The sequence below is a fragment of the Campylobacter sp. BCW_6460 genome (assembly GCF_001762705.1).
Taxonomy (GTDB): Bacteria; Campylobacterota; Campylobacteria; order Campylobacterales; family Campylobacteraceae; genus Campylobacter_D; species Campylobacter_D jejuni.
In genome coordinates this window covers 1-16,459 of sequence record NZ_MJXI01000021.1, presented here as the reverse complement: position 1 = coordinate 16,459, position 16,459 = coordinate 1, and the positions used below count along the sequence as shown (strand labels likewise).

The window sequence follows — 16,459 nt, the reverse complement described above, 5'->3', positions numbered from 1 at the left end:
TAATTTTTTTTTATAATTTTAACTTTTATAAGGAAAATAATGCCACTTTCAAAATTAAATAATGAACAATATCTTGCTGCTACTGCTGATTTTGGACACAATCTTGTTATTGCAAGTGCAGGGACGGGAAAAACTTCTACTATTGTTGCAAGAATTTCTTATCTTTTAAGCAAGGGAGTGACACCTCAAAAAATTATGCTTTTGACTTTCACAAATAAAGCCAGTAAAGAAATGATAGGGCGTTTAGGGAAATTTTTTGATAAAAATATTACCAGTAAAATACTTGCAGGAACTTTTCATAGTACGGCTTATACCTTACTTAGAAATGCGGATAAAAATATAGCCTTAAAGCAAGCAAGCGAGTTAAAAACTCTACTTAAAAGTGTCTATGAAAAAAGAACTTTTAGGCATTTAAGTGATATAAAACCTTATCAATCAAGTTATTTATATGATCTTTATTCTTTGTTTCAAAACAAAGCACACAATCAAGATTTTTATACTTGGTTTTGCCAAAACTACGAAGAACAAAGTATTTATGCTGAAATTTATGAAGATATTTTAAAAGAATATGATAATGAAAAAAAGCGTTTTAATTATGTAGATTTTAATGACTTGCTTATCAATCTAAAAGAGCTTTTAAAAGAAGAAAAATATGAATTTGATGAAATTTTAGTGGATGAATATCAGGATACAAACACTTTGCAAAGTTCCTTAATAGAGGCTTTTCATAGTAAAAGTTTGTTTTGCGTGGGGGATTATGATCAAAGTATTTATGCTTTTAATGGAGCGGATATTAATATCATAGGTGGGTTTAAAGATCGTTTTAAAGATGCAAAAATTTTTTCTTTAAATAAAAACTACCGTTCATCAAGAAGTATTTTAGCTTTGGCTAATAAGGTGATTTTAAATAACGAAAGATTATATCCAAAAGAACTTATTGTTACAAGAAATGATGAGCTTAAAGCCCCATCTTTGCTTACTTTTGAAGAATTATTTGATCAGTATCAAAATATAGCCAAAATGATACTTACAAGCGGAGTAAGCTTGGAAGAAATTGCTGTGATTTTTCGCAACAACTCAAGTGCTGATGGGGTTGAAGTAGCTTTAAGGGAGCAGGGCATTGCAAGTGTGAGAAAGGGAAGTGGAAGTTTTTTTGAAAGTTTAGAAGTTAAAGCTTTTAGCTCCATGCTTGCTCTTGTGGTAAATCCTAAGGATATTATGGCTTTTATTCATTTGGTTCAATATACCAAAGGTGTGGGTGGAGTTTTAGCAAAAGAAATTTTTGACGCACTTTTAAAATTAGGGCATGGAAGTTTAATAAAAGGTTTTTTAGATCCTGATAAAAATGTAAATTTGCAAAATCATCAAAAAAGAAATTATCAACTTGGACTTTTTGCGGATTTAGAAGAATTAGCCAGCGAAACTCGTTTTAAATTTGAGAGTGAATTTGATGCACATCCTATTTTAAGACTTTCAAAAATCAATGATTTGTGTGCTAGAAATTTGGAAAAAATCTATCTTTTTTTAAAAAAAGCTATGGAAATAAAACACTCTTTGGCTTTGGTAAATTTAATTTGCGAAAATTCTTTTTATAGAGAAATTTGTGAAGAACTTGCAACCAAAAGAGCGACAAATAAAGCAGGACAGGTAGATTTATTAAGAAAGAGTGAAAATTTAGAAAAAATAGAAACAAAATTCAATGTCTTAAAAGAGCTTACAAAAAATTATAGCGATATTTACAAGTATTATAATTTTCTAACTTTAGGTGCAAGCGAAATGAGTAGTGGCAAAGGAGTTAATTTGCTTAGCGTGCATGCAAGCAAGGGTTTGGAATTTGATCTTGTTTTTGTGATCGATCTTGCACAAGGTCGTTTTCCTAATCAAAAGCTTATGGGAATGGGTGGAAGCTTAGAAGAAGAAAGAAGACTTTTTTATGTTGCAGTAACTAGGGCAAAAAATATACTTTATTTAAGCTATGCTAAATACGATAAAAACAAAAAAACTTCTTTCGCTCCTTCTCGTTTTCTTATAGAAGCAGGGCTTTGCAAGGGAGAGTTAACTATAGATTGATAAAATTTCCTTTCAAGTAAGTTATATTATAAAGAAAGGTTTATTTTATGAAAAAAATATTAATTTTAAGTTTAGTAGCAGCAAGTTTTTTAAATGCTGAAATTTTAGTTTATGGTCCAGGTGGTCCTGCTCCTGTACTAAAAGAGCTTGCTTTAAAATTTGAAGAAAAAACAAAAGAAAAGGTGATTGTAACCGCAGGTCCAACTCCAGCTTGGATAGATAAAGCAAAAGAAAATGCAGATTTGATTTTTTCAGGCAATACTTCAATGATGGATGATTTTGCTAAAAAAATTCCAAGTTTAAGTTTAGAAAATTTAAGCGTTTTAAATATGCGTCCATCAGGTATTATCGTGCGTCCAAATAATCCAAAAAATATTAAAAATTTTGAAGACATTTTAAAAGATGGCGTAAATGTTATGGTGGTTGATGGTGCAGGACAAGTTGGACTTTATGAAGATATGGCTTTAAAAAGTGTAAAAAGAGAAAATTTGGTAAAATTACGTAAAAATATAAAAATTTATGCTAAAAATTCCAAAGCTGCTGTAGATGAGTGGAATAACAATCCAAATATTGATGCTTTAATCATTTGGTCTCATTGGGCAAAGGCTTTAGGCGATGATAAAGCTTTATTTATCAAAGATAAAAATGCAGTGATTTATCGTGCAGCTGAAATAGCTCCTACAAAAAAAGGTTTAGAAAATAAAAAAGCTTTAGAATTTGTAGATTTTATTAAGAGTAAGGAAGCTCAAAAAGTGTGGAAAAAATATACTTGGAAAGAAGTAAAATAATTTTCAGTGAAATTAAAAATAATTAATGTTTATAGGATATAATCACTCCTAAAACATTAATTGCAATAATGTTTAAAATATCAAAAAAAGGAAATTAAATGAGTACAGTAAATTTTAAAGGAAATCCTGTAAAACTTAAAGGAAATTCAGTAGAAGTTGGAGCAGATGCTCCTAAGGTAAATCTTAAAGCTAAAGATTTAAGCGTGATTGAAATCGGTGCAGCGGGTAAAACTCAAATCATTTTAAGTGTTCCAAGCTTAGATACGCCAGTTTGTGCTACAGAAGCTAGAGAATTTAATAAAAAAGTAGCCAGCTACAATGGTGCTGAAGTAATTGTAGTAAGTATGGATTTACCTTTTGCTATGGGAAGATTTTGCAGTACAGAAGGTATTGAAAATTTAAGTGTTGCAAGTGATTTTGTGGCAAAAGAATTTGGTGAAAAATATGGTGTTTTGATAAATGAAGGTGCTTTAGAAGGGCTTTTAGCTCGTGCCGTATTTGTGATTAAAGAGGGTAAAGTGGCATATAAGGAACTTGTAAATGAAATCACAGAAATGCCAGATATTGCAAAACTTGATGCATTTTTTGGTGGTTCTAGCTGCTGCGGTGGTTGTGGTTGCCATTAATTTTGATTAAGCCCATTCTTAGGGCTTAATTTTTACATCTTCATTTTTTTATTATTTTAAGTTGATTATTTTTAATATTTATTTTGTGTAAGAATAATATAAAAAGGACAATAAAACTCCTATAAAATAGAGCTTTAAAATTATTATTTTTATTAAAATTTCAAGAGATTTTTATACTCCATTTTTTATAATAAGATGATTTTTTTATTTTGGAGGAATAAGGATGAATAGAAGGGATTTTATTAAAAATACCGCTATTGCAAGTGCTGCTAGTGTTGCAGGACTTAGTGTTCCAAGCTCTATGCTTGGCGCGCAAGAAGAAGATTGGAAATGGGATAAGGCTGTTTGTAGATTTTGTGGAACTGGCTGTGGAATTATGATAGCCAGAAAAGATGGCAAAATCGTAGCAACAAAAGGTGATCCTGCGGCACCCGTAAATCGCGGACTTAATTGTATCAAAGGTTATTTTAATGCTAAAATCATGTATGGTGAAGATCGCCTTGTTATGCCTTTGCTTCGCATGAATGAAAAAGGCGAATTTGATAAAAAAGGCAAATTTCAACAGGTTTCTTGGCAAAGAGCTTTTGATGAAATGGAAAAACAATTTAAAAAAGCCTACAATGAACTCGGCGTTACAGGTATAGGGATTTTTGGTAGTGGGCAATACACTATCCAAGAAGGTTATGCTGCTTTAAAACTTGCAAAAGCGGGTTTTAGAACAAACAATATCGATCCAAATGCAAGACATTGTATGGCCTCTGCAGTGGTTGGTTTTATGCAAACTTTTGGTGTAGATGAGCCATCAGGCTGTTATGATGATATAGAACTTACAGATACTATCATCACTTGGGGAGCTAATATGGCTGAAATGCACCCAATCCTTTGGTCAAGAGTAAGTGATAGAAAACTAAGTAATCTTGATAAGGTCAAAGTTGTTAATCTAAGCACTTTTTCTAACCGTACTTCAAATATTGCTGATATTGAAATTATTTTTAAACCAAATACAGATTTGGCTATTTGGAACTACATAGCAAGAGAGATTGTTTATAATCATCCAGAGGCTATGGATACGAAATTTATCAAAGAACACTGCGTATTTGCAACTGGTTATGCTGATATTGGTTATGGTATGAGAAATAATCCAAATCATCCAAAATTTAAAGAAAGTGAAAAAGATACAGTTGAAAAAGAAAATGTAATCACTTTAGACGATGAAGAGGCTACTTCTTTATCTTATCTTGGCGTTAAAGCGGGTGATAAATTTGAAATGAAACATCAAGGTGTGGCTGATAAAAACTGGGAAATTTCTTTTGAAGAATTTAAAAAAGGTTTAGCCCCTTATACTTTGGAATACACTGCAAAGGTAGCCAAAGGTGATGATAATGAGTCTTTGGAAGATTTTAAGAAAAAACTTCAAGAATTAGCTAATCTTTACATAGAGAAAAATCGCAAAGTCGTAAGTTTTTGGACTATGGGCTTTAATCAACATACAAGAGGTTCTTGGGTAAATGAACAAGCTTATATGGTGCATTTTTTACTAGGAAAGCAAGCTAAACCAGGTAGTGGAGCCTTTTCTTTAACAGGACAGCCAAGTGCTTGCGGAACGGCTAGGGAAGTAGGGACTTTCTCCCATCGTTTGCCTGCGGATATGGTTGTGGCAAATCCAAAACACAGAGAAATTTCTGAAAAAATTTGGAAAGTTCCTGCAAAGACCATCAACCCAAAACCAGGTTCTCCTTATCTTAATATCATGAGAGATTTAGAAGATGGAAAAATTAAATTTGCATGGGTGCAAGTGAATAATCCATGGCAAAACACTGCAAATGCAAATCACTGGATCGTAGCAGCAAGAGAAATGGATAATTTTATTGTTGTAAGTGATTGTTATCCTGGAATTTCAGCAAAAGTAGCTGATCTTATTTTACCAAGTGCTATGATTTATGAAAAATGGGGTGCTTATGGTAATGCTGAAAGAAGAACTCAACATTGGAAACAACAAGTCTTACCTGTAGGTGCTGCCATGAGTGATACTTGGCAAATTTTAGAATTTGCAAAACGCTTTAAGCTTAAAGAAGTTTGGAAAGAGCAAAAAGTGGATAATAAGCTTACCTTGCCAAGTGTTTTAGAAGAGGCAAAAGCTATGGGTTATAGTGAAGATGATACACTTTTTGATGTACTATTTGCCAATAAAGAAGCAAAAAGCTTTAATCCAAACGATGCTATCGCAAAAGGCTTTGATAATACTGATGTTAAAGGCGATGAGAGAAAAATTCAAGGCAGTGATGGAAAAGAATTTACAGGCTATGGCTTTTTCGTTCAAAAATACCTTTGGGAAGAATATCGTAAATTTGGCTTAGGACACGGCCATGATTTAGCGGATTTTGATACCTATCATAAAGTAAGGGGTTTAAGATGGCCTGTGGTTAATGGCAAGGAAACACAGTGGAGATTTAATACTAAATTTGATTATTATGCTAAAAAAGCGGCTCCAAATTCAGATTTTGCTTTTTATGGTGATTTTAACAAAATGCTTACAAATGGAGATTTAATAGCTCCTAAAGATGAAAAAGAGCACAGTATTAAAAATAAGGCTAAAATTTTCTTTAGGCCATTTATGAAAGCACCTGAAAGACCAAGTAAAGAGTATCCATTCTGGCTTGCAACAGGAAGGGTTTTAGAGCATTGGCATAGTGGAACTATGACTATGCGTGTGCCTGAGCTTTACCGTGCTGTCCCTGAAGCGCTTTGCTATATGAGTGAGAAAGATGGAGAGAAATTAGGCTTAAATCAAGGTGATTTGGTTTGGGTGGAATCTCGTCGTGGTAAAGTAAAAGCAAGAGTAGATATGCGTGGAAGAAACAAACCGCCTGTAGGACTTGTGTATGTGCCGTGGTTTGATGAGAATGTATATATCAATAAAGTTACTTTGGATGCGACTTGTCCGCTTTCAAAACAAACTGACTTTAAAAAATGTGCTGTAAAAATTTATAAGGCTTAATTTAGGGTTTTGATTAAATGAAAGGTAGAAGAGAATTTTTCGTTAGCGCCTTTAAGGCTGCATGTTTATGTACAGGAGGTGGATTTTTGGTTAATTTGACTTTAAAAGCCTATGATAATTATGCCTTGCGTCCTCCTGGGGCTGAAGATGAAGCTAGATTTTTAAGCAAATGTATTCGTTGTGGGCTTTGTGTAAAAGCCTGTCCTTATAATACTTTAAAGCTCGCTAGCTTGTTAGATAGTCCAAAAAATGGCACGCCTTTTTTTAGAGCAAGAGAAATTCCTTGTTATCTTTGTAAGGATATTCCTTGCATTAGAGAATGTCCAACTGATGCTTTAGATAAAAAGCATTTAGAGCAGGGTATAGAATCCTTGAAAATGGGTATTGCTATTGTTGATAGTGCTTCTTGTGTGGCACACTGGGGAATTCAATGTGATGCTTGTTATAGAGCTTGTCCTTTGATAGATAAGGCTTTAAAACTTGAGCTTAAACGCAATGAACGCACCGCCAAACATGCTTTTTTACTACCTAGTGTGGATCATGAAGTGTGTGTAGGTTGTGGGCTTTGTGAACTTGCTTGTATTACTGAAAAACCGGCCATTCGTGTTTTACCAAGGGAGTATGTATTGGGAAAAGCAGGATCTCATTATGTAAAAGGCTGGGATGAAAAAGATGAAGGTCGTATAAAAAATGCAGATACTTCAAAACATTTTAATGTTAAAAAAGCAACCAATTATTTAAATGATGGAGAACTGTGATGAAGTATTTAATTGCTAGACGCATCGTTCAGCTTGGAATTTTAGCGCTTTTTAGTTTTAAAGCTACAGATTTTATCTTGCAGGGAAATTTAAGTTCTTCTAGACTTTTTAATACCATACCTTTAAGCGATCCTTTTGCGGTTTTGCAAATCATTTTAGCAAGCTGGAGTATAGATTTAATGGCTTTAATGGGAGCTTTGATTATATTTTTTATCTATGGTTTGCTTTTAGGAAGGGTTTTTTGCTCTTGGGTTTGTCCTGTTAATTTAATCACAGATTTTGCTACTTTTGTGCGAAATAAATTAACCCTTAATAATAAATTTTTAATTTTGCCTAAAAATTTACGCTATTTTGTGTTGGTATTGGTTTTAGTCCTTTCTTTTGTATTTTCATTACCTGTGTTTGAAAGTTTTTCTTATATAGGAATAATACATAGAGGGATTATTTTTACTACAAGTTCTTGGATTTTTGTAGCCTTTATACTTTTTTGTATCGATACTTTTTTAAGTCCTAGGGCAATTTGTTCACATTTTTGTCCATTAGGAGCTTTTTATGCTTTTATTTCTCGTTTTGCTTTGCTTAAAATAAAGCATGATAGTGATAAATGCACTAAATGTTATGAATGTATCCGTATTTGTCCTGAAAAACAGGTTTTGTGGATGGTTGGAAAAGAAAGTACTAGTGTGAAATCAGGAGAGTGTATAAGGTGTGCAAGGTGTATAGAAGTTTGTAATGATGATGCTTTGAATTTTAATATTTTTGATTTAAGGAATAAATAATGAAGAAGAAATTGGTTTTATTAGGAAGTGCTGCAGTGGTATTTTTTGCCGCTTGCGCAATGAATAGTGGGGTAAGTTCGGAACAAATTGGACTTAGAAAAGCAAGTTTAGAAAATGAAAATAAAGTAAATTTAGTGGAAGCAAATTTCACAACTTTACAACCTGGGGAATCTACTCGTTTTGAGCGTTCTTATGAAAATGCACCACCATTAATTCCGCATGCTATTGAAGATTTGTTACCTATAACTAAAGATAACAATATGTGCTTAAGCTGCCATGATAAGGCTATAGCAGCAGATGCTGGTGCAACTCCACTTCCTGCTAGTCATTATTATGATTTTAGACACAATAAAACCACAGGAGATATGATTAGCGATAGTCGTTTTAATTGCACTCAGTGTCATGTTCCACAAAGCGATGCAAAACCTTTGGTGGGAAATAGCTTTAAACCTGAATTTAAAAATGAACAATTAAAAAGTCGTTCAAATTTAATTGATGTGATTAATGAGGGTGTAAAGTAAATAAATGAAAAAATTTCTTTTTATTTTGAGTCTTTTTTGTGTTTTGTCTTATGCTTATGAGCTGAAATTAAATGCCAATATAACAGCTTTAAAGCTTGATAAGCAAAACTTATATATAGGCACTGATAAAGGTGAAATTTTACAATATAACATTAAAGATAAAAGTTTAAAAGAACTTTTATCTTTGCCAAAGATTAAAAATTATTATGGTGATGATTTTGCTAAAATTTACAACATTGATATTTTTAAACATACACTTTTAATACTTAGCGAGGGTGATTTTGGTGCTAAAAATTTAAGTTTTTATAAGGAAAATTTACAAATCAAAAAGCTCGAAGAAAATAGCATAATAAAAGCATTTTTTATCAATGAAAATACTTATCTTTTGATTTCTATTGGTTCTGAAATAGAATTGATTGATAAAAGTTTAAAAAATATAAAAAAATTTAATTTTTCCCATTCTAGTCTTAATGATGCAGTTTTAAATGAAGATAAGAGTAGGCTAGTTGCAGGTTTTGAGAGTGGCGAAGTAGAACTTTTTGATTTGAAAAATTGGAAGATGTTAAAAAACTATGATAAAATACATAAAGATAATATCTATCAAGTAGATTTTAAAAATAATGTTATTTTAAGTTGTGGAACGGATAGGCGTATAGGAGTTGTAAAAAATGAAGAGCAAAATTTTTTGCAAAAAGATTTTTTGATATATACTTGCGCTTTAAGTCCTAATGGAGAATTGGCTGTTTATAGTGATAACGAAGCTGGAGTTAGTGAAGTTTTTAGCACAAGTGATTTTAAGCCTGTTAAAACTTTTAATAATGAAAATTTGATGAGTGAGTTTATTATTTTTTTAAACAATAAAGATTTTATTGTTTCAGGCTTTGGTGATAGTATAATGTTTAGGAGTATTGATGAATAATCTTTCTAGTGTTTTGATTTTAGCAAAAGAAGAATATATAAATGATTTAAAAAAGGCTATATCTGAAATTCCTTTTTGTTCTGTAGAACTTTGTAAAAATGAAAAGATTATAGTTGTGATTGAAAGTGAAAATTTAGAAGATGAATTAAACTCTTATAAAATGCTTGAGAAATTGCCAAATATTATCAGTATTAATATGGTTTTTTCTTATCAAAATTTAAATGATGATATCCAAAAAGCAATCAATAGCGGCGCAATAGAAACGATAGAAAAAAATGAAAATGCTGAGAATATTCGCTACTATGGTAGTGTATTTAATCAATTTTCTTAAAGTGTAAAGTATATGGTATTTTTAATCCCATTGCTTATTGTAATTGGTGTTATTTTTGGAATTGATTATGTGTATTTTAAAAATCAAGATTTAAAAGTGCAAGTTAAAAAAGAACAAAAAGAATTAAATTCTAGCTTAGAGAAAGAAAAAAAAGAATATATAGAAAAATTGTTTAAAACAAAATAGACATTAAAAATCATATTATTTTCTTAAAGATAAATTAAAAAGCTTTTTGCTAGAATTAAAGAAAAATTTTAGGAAACAGTGATGAAAAATACAGTCACTGAAGCTTCTATCTATGAGGCTCAAGGGTTAAAAGACGAAGCTTTAGAAATTTATAAAAATATCTTAAAAGAAGATCCAGATAACCAAAACGCTATCGATGCGGTTCGTCGTCTTAGTGGTTTTAGATCCAAGCATAAAGATTTAAACACTCAAATGTTGGATTTTTTTATTAATATGAAAAGCGATGAAGAAATTAATGAATTTAAAAGGTGGTTGATAAAAATATGAATTTGGAAGATTTAGCTAAAAAAACCATTAGCGAAGTTAGCTCTATCATGGAAGAGCAAAGAAGACAAAATGAAATTTTAAAAGAACAAGAATTAAGCAGAAAAACTGAAATAAAAGATGAATTACCACCTATGGAGTTTGTATGCGAAGAACTTGATACTCCGCAAGACTTAGAAGATAAAATTTCTATGGCAAAATTTGAAGAAGAGCAAAAAATACAAAATAATATTGAAATTTCTACTCAGGAAAATAAAGAGTTTAAAAAAGAAGAGCCTTTTTTGCAAAGTGAAATTTTAAATCCCAGTGTTATGACAGAGGTTCAAACGCTTAATGAGGATATTTTTTTAAAACATCTTAGAGAGAGAATTTTAGTTCTTTTTGAAGGTTTAAATAGCATAAAAAAAGATGATCTTGAAAATAGGTTAAACTTGACCATAAATTTTTTAGAGTTTTTGCTTGCAAATATCGAAGATAAGCTTAAAAAATAATCCCGATTTACAGTTTATCGCTGAGTTTTTAAAGCCTTATACTAAACGAGCGTATTTGGTTGGAGGTAGCGTTAGGGATTTGTTTTTAGGCTTAAAAATTTGTGACTATGATATAGAGCTTTATGATATCAAACCTAAAGATTTTGAAAAGATTATGCAAAAATTGGGCGCACAAGGCCTTGGAAAAAGTTTTTTTGTGTATAAGTTTAAAAATTATGATTTAGCTCTTGCTAGAACCGAAAATAAAATAAGCTATGGACATAAAGGTTTTGAAGTTCAAATTTGTAATGATGAAAAACTTGGCGCCAAAAGACGCGATTTTACCATAAATTCTATGATGATTAATCTTTTTAACGATGAGTTTTTAGATTTTTATGGAGGATTAAAAGATCTAGGAGCAGGCTTTTTAAGGCATATTGACAAACAAAGCTTTCAAGAGGATAGTTTAAGAGTATTAAGAGCGGTAGTATTTGCTTCAAGGTTTAACTTTAAGATAACTAGTGAAAGCTTGAAATTGATGCAAAGTATGGATATAACTGATCTTAGTAAAGATAGGATCAATGCGGAGCTTTATAAATTCTTTAAAAGCCCTAGACTTGATGTTGGCTATAGATATTTGCAAGAACTTGACTTAGAAAAACAGATTTTTGGCTTTGAGAGTGTTTTTAAGAGTTTGGAATTTCAAAATTTACTCAGACAAAGTAGAGAATTTGTAAAAAGCGATGCTTTATTCTTGTATTTGTATTTGAATTTTTTTAATTTAGAAAAAGATATATTTTTTAAAAGAACCAAACTTAAAAAAGAATACCTAAAATACGCAAATCAAGCTTTTTATCTTGATGATATAAGTGATTTTGAACTAGCAAAAATTGCTTTTGAAATGCCTTTGAAGGAATGGCTTGGACTTTGGAGTAAAAAGCGTATTGAGCAAGCTAAAAGATTAAGACTTTATGAGAATAAGTTTGAAAGTAAAATTTTAGCAAAAGATTTCATAAATGCTGGATTTTGTGGTAAAATTCTTGGTTTAAAGATTCAAGAAGCAAGAGAGAATGAATTAAAAGAATATATAAAAGGTTTAGCTAAATGATTTCTGTATTAAAAATTTGCACCAAAGATCAAAAAGGTTTAATCTATAGAATTTCTGATGTTATTTTTAAATATCATATCAATATAGTAAAAAACGATGAATTTGTAGGTGAAGGAATGTTTTTTTTTCGTGCTCTTTTAGAAGGTGAGTTTGATAAAGAAGCTTTTATAGGAACGCTTGAGGCTATGCTTGGACAAGAAGCCTTGATAGAGCTTTGCGAGAAGAGAAAAAAAGATATTGTTGTTTTTGCTACTAAAGAAAGTCATTGTTTGGGAGATTTGCTAATAAAGCATTATAGTAACGAACTTGAAGCAAATATCAAAGCTGTGATTTCAAATCACAACTCTTTAAAGGATTTAGTTGAGAAATTTGAAATTCCTTATCATTTTATCAGTGCTGAAAATTTAGATCGTAAAGAGCAAGAAAATCAGATTTTAAAATGTCTTGAACAATATAAATTTGATTATTTGGTTTTGGCAAAATATATGCGAATTTTATCTCCTGATTTTGTTAGGCATTTTGAAGGCAAGATTATAAATATTCACCATTCTTTTTTACCTGCATTTATAGGAGCAAATCCTTATAAACAAGCCTTTGAAAGAGGGGTTAAAATAATTGGAGCTACGGCACATTTTGTAAATAATAATCTTGATGAAGGTCCTATTATCACTCAAGCTGTTTCGCCTGTAAACCATGAATTTACTTGGCAAGATATGCGACAAGCAGGTAGAAATATAGAAAAAGATGTTCTTTCAAAAGCGCTTGATTTGGCTTTTGAAGATAGAATTTTTATACATAATAATAAAACTATAATATTTTAATGCGATAATTTTACTATAGTTTTATTTAAAGCATCGAAAAAATAATCAATATCCTCTTTTTCATGCGTATAATGCAAGCTTATTCTTAACCAGCCTGGTTTTGTTTTAAGTTTTTGATTATCTTTTAAGCCTAGCAAATCATGACCATAAGGCCCAGCACAAGCACATCCAGCGCGTGTTTCTATGTGGTATTTTTTACTAAGTTCGTAAGCGATATCAAAAGGAGAAATTTCTTTGATATTGAAAGCAAAAATAGGCAATCGGGTTTTTAAATTCTTTGCATATAAAATTAAATTAGGTATAGTTTTTAGTTTTTCAAAAAAATAATCTTTTAAAATTTCTTCTTTTTTTTCTATATTTTTAACCCCTATAGAATCTTTGATTTTAAAAGCTAAGCTAGCGCGAATGAGTTGTAAAATTCCAGGTGTTCCTCCTTCCTCTAAAGCTTCTTCATTACAAAGGTAGCATTGTGAAGTGCGAGAAACATAGCCCACAGTTCCACCTGCTGCAAAGCTAGGCTTGTTTCCACAAAGATCTTTTTTGATAGCTAAAAGTCCAGAACCGCCAATACCACCGATTAATTTATGAGAACTTATAAACAACGCATCATAGTATTGACAAGATATGTTTTTATAGGGAATAAAACTAGATGCATCAAAAGCAACTATCCCTTTAAATTTACGAACCATTTCAGAAATGCGTTTGTAATCACTTAGTATCCCAGTAACATTTGAAGCTAAAGAAAAGCTAGCGATTATTTTTCTTTTTTTGTTTTTTTGTAAAGTTTTTTCTAGAAAATCAAAATCAATTTCCCCATTTTTATCCAAGGGAATTCTAATACATTCGCACAAGCCTTCTCGAAATGAAAGTTCATTAGAATGATGCTCATAAGGCCCTACGATAACTAAAGGTAAGGTATTTTTATCAATTTGCGTAAAATATCTTTCTTTTACAAGAGGGGGAATGTAAATGCCGATCAATTCTTGAAATTTTTTAATAGCACTGCTTGATCCTGTTCCGCAGGCTATAAGGGCAAAATTTTCATCTAATGATAAACTTTTTTTTATATCTTTTCTTGCTTGTTCGTAAATTTGTTGAGTTTTAAAAGAATTTAAAGAGCTATCAGAATGTGTGTTTGCATAGGTTGGAAGAATTTTTGAAATTTCTTTTTCTACACATTTTAGAGCTAAAGCACTTGCTGTGAAGTCAAAATGCAAAATACCTTTTTTTAAGATCAATTCTTTTTTTAAATCTGAAATTTGCAAATACAATCCTTATAAAAATTTGCTAAAATTATACTATAAAAATGCTTTATAAAAGGAAAAATATAAAATTTAAGAACTTTGTAGATTTGCATAAGAATTTATCTTTAAGTAAGCTTTTTGATTTTTATAGTGTGTTTGAAGGTTTTGAAAAATTAAACATTTTAAATTTTAAAGACGATGTATTTACAAATATAGAGCGAATTTTGCTTGATGATTACCTAAAAATTAAAAGTTATTTTGCCTTGGATGAAACAAGTTCTTACGCTCTTACTTTACTAGCTAAAAACAATCGCAAGCGTTTTTCTATCAATAGAAAAATTCAGCATTTTAAAGCTTTATCTATACTTAAATATCTTTTAGAAACAGGTATAATAAAACTTGAGTATAGTAAGGAAGCTAAAAAAATAAAAGATAAAAGACAAAAAATCAAAAAAGAACTAAGATCTTATGTTATCCAAGATAAGATTATATTTAGCAACCATTTTACTCGTTTCTTTTTTTATTTTTTAAAGCCCAATGAAAAGCTTATTTTGCAAAATCGTTATAAAGAAGTTTTAGAATGTATTAAGGAAAAATTTGAACTTTATCAAAGTTTTTGTTTTGAACAGCTTTCTAGAGAATTGCTTGAGAAAAAATTCAATATCAATGGAGTGCAAAGTTACTGGGATAAGAATTTAGAACTTGATCTTTATTATCAAGATGAAAATTTGTGTTTTGTCGGAGAGGTTAAATTTAAAAATAAAAAAATTTGTAAAAATATTTTAAATCTTTTAAAATCAAAAGCAAAGTCTTTAAATTTGGCTCCAAATTATTATATTATAATCTCAAAAAATGGTTTTAGCAAGGAATTTGATAAAATATGCGAACAGAATTTGCTTTTATTTGATTTGAATGATTTTAAGATTTTATTATAGGAATGATAAATGAATGAAAGTATTTTAAAAAGTTTAGACTCAAATGAAAAAGAAACTCTACAAAAAGGCTTAGAAAGCCTCATAGAACAAACTTATGTAATAGAAAATGAATACAAAACTTTAAATGAAAACTATAATTCCTTACGCGCAATGGTTGATGAGATTATAGAGGTGTTGCCTAGTGCGCTTTGGATTTTAGATAAAGAAAAAAATATTATTTTACAAAATCAAGAAGCCTTGAAAAATCCAAAATTACTTAATATCATTAGTCTTGATAAAATTCGCGATGAGCTTGAATTTGAAGGTAGGTTTTATGCAGTAAAAATCATAGCACATAATGAAAAAACTATAGTTTCAGCTACAGATATTAGCGATGAAAAACGTAATGAAAGGCTTGCAAGCATGGGTAGTGTAGCGGCTCATTTGGCACATGAGATAAGAAATCCTATTGGATCTATATCTTTACTTGCTTCAACCCTTTTTGCTCGTAGTGAGCTTAAAAATAAGCATATAGTTCTTGAAATCCAAAAGGCTATTGCTAGAGTAGAGCGTATCGTAAATTCAACTTTACTTTTTACTAAGGGTGTGCACATCAATGCTTTAAATTTTAATCTTTTAGAGTTAAAAGAAGAGTGTGAAAGTGCCATTAACTCTTATAATTTTACTTCTCAAATAGACTTTGAAATATCTTTTTTGGATAAGCAGATTTGTGCCGATAAAGCTCTTCTTGGTTTGGTTTTACAAAATTTGATTTATAATGCTATTGATGCGATAGAAGAAAGCGAATGTGAAAAACCTATGATTAAAATTTTAGCAAGTTGTGATAATGAAAAAATATGCATCAGAGTGTATGATAATGGTTGTGAAATAAAAGATGAGAAATTGGTTTTTGAAGCTTTTAAAACAACAAAACTTAAAGGCAATGGGCTTGGTTTGTCTCTTTCTAAAGAAATCATAAACGCTCATAAGGGAGAGTTAAGTTTTCAAAGCGATCCTAAGAATTTTTATTTTACCTTACCTTTGGTGTGATAAATATTTTCTTTTCACCCCAAAACGGAACAGATCTTGCTTATATTATTTTAATATATTTAGGTTGAAGGCAGAAAAATCTAAATCAAGGAATTAATATGAGTATCTTTAGCATCAATGATAACTCAAACTATGGTTCTATACTTTCACAAGCAAAAGCTAATAAAGAAAGTAAAGAAAATTCTAAAATAAGTTTTGCTAATGCTTTTTTAAAACAAAATGCTAGTAAGTTAAATGAAATTCAAAATGCAAATTCACAAACTCTAGCAAGAAGTGAAGTATTAAATTCTACTAATACAACAAATACTAGCAATAATACTAATTTTAGTATAAGTAGTAAGACAAGTTCTCCTAATTATGATATATCAAGTGAATTTAAAAACTCTATTTATACTCTAAAATACAAACAAGCAGATATAAGTAATACTTCTACTAATACAGCCTATGGTTATAGTGTAGATAAAGATGGCTATATGGGAAGTGATTTTAACAAAGCTGCAGGACTTCCTGAAGATTTTAAGATACATAAATCTACTTTGGATGAGATATATA

Annotated in this window: 18 protein-coding genes; 17 read left to right on the top strand and 1 reads right to left on the bottom strand. The window is 30.4% G+C overall.

The window, feature by feature from the left end; all coding sequences use genetic code 11:
* Positions 1–39 precede the first annotated feature (39 nt).
* The 14 genes from AJ881_RS04235 to purU all read left to right on the top strand — a co-directional run bounded on the left by AJ881_RS04235 (position 40) and on the right by purU (position 12,699).
* The gene (locus AJ881_RS04235; RefSeq protein ID WP_070282567.1) at positions 40–2,070 is read left to right on the top strand and encodes an ATP-dependent helicase; all 2,031 of its coding nucleotides are present in this window, start codon (positions 40–42) and stop codon (positions 2,068–2,070) included.
* 47 nt (positions 2,071–2,117) lie between these two features.
* The gene (gene peb2 / locus AJ881_RS04230; protein WP_002861424.1) at positions 2,118–2,858 is read left to right on the top strand and encodes an AcfC family adhesin PEB2; all 741 of its coding nucleotides are present in this window, start codon (positions 2,118–2,120) and stop codon (positions 2,856–2,858) included.
* A gap of 98 nt (positions 2,859–2,956) precedes the next feature.
* Positions 2,957–3,484 (top strand): thiol peroxidase, encoded by a 528-nt coding sequence (gene tpx, locus AJ881_RS04225; RefSeq protein ID WP_002856712.1) that lies wholly within the window; start codon positions 2,957–2,959, stop codon positions 3,482–3,484.
* A gap of 223 nt (positions 3,485–3,707) precedes the next feature.
* Positions 3,708–6,482 (top strand): periplasmic nitrate reductase subunit alpha, encoded by a 2,775-nt coding sequence (gene napA, locus AJ881_RS04220; RefSeq protein ID WP_070282565.1) that lies wholly within the window; start codon positions 3,708–3,710, stop codon positions 6,480–6,482.
* Positions 6,483–6,499: 17 nt separating this feature from the next.
* A complete protein-coding gene (gene napG / locus AJ881_RS04215) occupies positions 6,500–7,240 on the top strand; it encodes a ferredoxin-type protein NapG (protein WP_070282563.1) in 741 nt (246 codons plus the stop codon).
* Positions 7,237–8,019 (top strand): quinol dehydrogenase ferredoxin subunit NapH, encoded by a 783-nt coding sequence (napH, locus tag AJ881_RS04210; protein WP_074497852.1) that lies wholly within the window; start codon positions 7,237–7,239, stop codon positions 8,017–8,019. Before napG ends, napH begins: the two co-directional genes overlap by 4 nt.
* Complete coding sequence (locus AJ881_RS04205; protein WP_010891887.1) at positions 8,016–8,540, top strand: nitrate reductase cytochrome c-type subunit; 525 nt, start codon at positions 8,016–8,018, stop codon at positions 8,538–8,540. Before napH ends, AJ881_RS04205 begins: the two co-directional genes overlap by 4 nt.
* 4 nt (positions 8,541–8,544) lie before the next feature.
* The gene (locus AJ881_RS04200; protein WP_070282561.1) at positions 8,545–9,459 is read left to right on the top strand and encodes a WD40 repeat domain-containing protein; all 915 of its coding nucleotides are present in this window, start codon (positions 8,545–8,547) and stop codon (positions 9,457–9,459) included.
* Complete coding sequence (locus tag AJ881_RS04195) at positions 9,452–9,790, top strand: chaperone NapD (RefSeq protein WP_053872750.1); 339 nt, start codon at positions 9,452–9,454, stop codon at positions 9,788–9,790. The genes AJ881_RS04200 and AJ881_RS04195 overlap by 8 nt, the downstream gene beginning before the upstream one ends.
* 12 nt (positions 9,791–9,802) lie before the next feature.
* A complete protein-coding gene (gene tatA2 / locus AJ881_RS04190) occupies positions 9,803–9,976 on the top strand; it encodes a Sec-independent protein translocase subunit TatA2 (RefSeq protein ID WP_002876097.1) in 174 nt (57 codons plus the stop codon).
* Between the two features lie 78 nt (positions 9,977–10,054).
* On the top strand, positions 10,055–10,303 hold the full coding sequence (locus tag AJ881_RS04185; protein ID WP_002859818.1) for a tetratricopeptide repeat protein: 249 nt from the start codon (positions 10,055–10,057) through the stop codon (positions 10,301–10,303).
* Complete coding sequence (locus AJ881_RS04180) at positions 10,300–10,791, top strand: CiaD-like domain-containing protein (protein WP_044794316.1); 492 nt, start codon at positions 10,300–10,302, stop codon at positions 10,789–10,791. Before AJ881_RS04185 ends, AJ881_RS04180 begins: the two co-directional genes overlap by 4 nt.
* Complete coding sequence (locus AJ881_RS04175; RefSeq protein WP_044779453.1) at positions 10,760–11,878, top strand: CCA tRNA nucleotidyltransferase; 1,119 nt, start codon at positions 10,760–10,762, stop codon at positions 11,876–11,878. The genes AJ881_RS04180 and AJ881_RS04175 overlap by 32 nt, the downstream gene beginning before the upstream one ends.
* Complete coding sequence (gene purU / locus AJ881_RS04170; RefSeq protein ID WP_070282559.1) at positions 11,875–12,699, top strand: formyltetrahydrofolate deformylase; 825 nt, start codon at positions 11,875–11,877, stop codon at positions 12,697–12,699. The genes AJ881_RS04175 and purU overlap by 4 nt, the downstream gene beginning before the upstream one ends.
* Here purU and AJ881_RS04165 read toward each other — a convergent pair.
* Positions 12,696–13,970, bottom strand: a complete 1,275-nt coding sequence (locus AJ881_RS04165; RefSeq protein WP_074497849.1) for an aminotransferase class V-fold PLP-dependent enzyme — start codon at positions 13,968–13,970, stop codon at positions 12,696–12,698. The genes purU and AJ881_RS04165 overlap by 4 nt on opposite strands.
* 35 nt (positions 13,971–14,005) lie before the next feature.
* On the opposite strand from AJ881_RS04165, the gene AJ881_RS04160 reads away from it, so the two are divergent.
* The 3 genes from AJ881_RS04160 to AJ881_RS04150 form a co-directional block, all read left to right on the top strand.
* Entirely contained in the window at positions 14,006–14,878 is an 873-nt protein-coding gene (locus tag AJ881_RS04160; RefSeq protein WP_070282557.1) for a DUF234 domain-containing protein, read from the top strand.
* A gap of 9 nt (positions 14,879–14,887) precedes the next feature.
* Positions 14,888–15,907 (top strand): fla regulon two-component system sensor histidine kinase FlgS, encoded by a 1,020-nt coding sequence (gene flgS / locus AJ881_RS04155; protein ID WP_044794323.1) that lies wholly within the window; start codon positions 14,888–14,890, stop codon positions 15,905–15,907.
* A gap of 98 nt (positions 15,908–16,005) precedes the next feature.
* Positions 16,006–16,459, top strand: a 454-nt coding sequence (locus tag AJ881_RS04150) for a Cj0814 family flagellar-dependent secreted protein (RefSeq protein WP_410002330.1), incomplete at its 3' end; no start/stop codon positions are given.

Excerpts from the sequence above, each read along its gene's own strand:
- AJ881_RS04235 (WP_070282567.1), top strand. The coding sequence starts at position 40 with ATGCCACTTTCAAAATTAAATAATGAACAATATCTTGCTGCTACTGCT.
- peb2 (WP_002861424.1), top strand. The coding sequence starts at position 2,118 with ATGAAAAAAATATTAATTTTAAGTTTAGTAGCAGCAAGTTTTTTAAAT.
- tpx (WP_002856712.1), top strand. The coding sequence starts at position 2,957 with ATGAGTACAGTAAATTTTAAAGGAAATCCTGTAAAACTTAAAGGAAAT.
- napA (WP_070282565.1), top strand. The coding sequence starts at position 3,708 with ATGAATAGAAGGGATTTTATTAAAAATACCGCTATTGCAAGTGCTGCT.
- napG (WP_070282563.1), top strand. The coding sequence starts at position 6,500 with ATGAAAGGTAGAAGAGAATTTTTCGTTAGCGCCTTTAAGGCTGCATGT.
- AJ881_RS04200 (WP_070282561.1), top strand. The coding sequence starts at position 8,545 with ATGAAAAAATTTCTTTTTATTTTGAGTCTTTTTTGTGTTTTGTCTTAT.
- AJ881_RS04195 (WP_053872750.1), top strand. The coding sequence starts at position 9,452 with ATGAATAATCTTTCTAGTGTTTTGATTTTAGCAAAAGAAGAATATATA.
- tatA2 (WP_002876097.1), top strand. The coding sequence starts at position 9,803 with ATGGTATTTTTAATCCCATTGCTTATTGTAATTGGTGTTATTTTTGGA.
- AJ881_RS04180 (WP_044794316.1), top strand. The coding sequence starts at position 10,300 with ATGAATTTGGAAGATTTAGCTAAAAAAACCATTAGCGAAGTTAGCTCT.
- purU (WP_070282559.1), top strand. The coding sequence starts at position 11,875 with ATGATTTCTGTATTAAAAATTTGCACCAAAGATCAAAAAGGTTTAATC.
- AJ881_RS04160 (WP_070282557.1), top strand. The coding sequence starts at position 14,006 with ATGCTTTATAAAAGGAAAAATATAAAATTTAAGAACTTTGTAGATTTG.
- flgS (WP_044794323.1), top strand. The coding sequence starts at position 14,888 with ATGAATGAAAGTATTTTAAAAAGTTTAGACTCAAATGAAAAAGAAACT.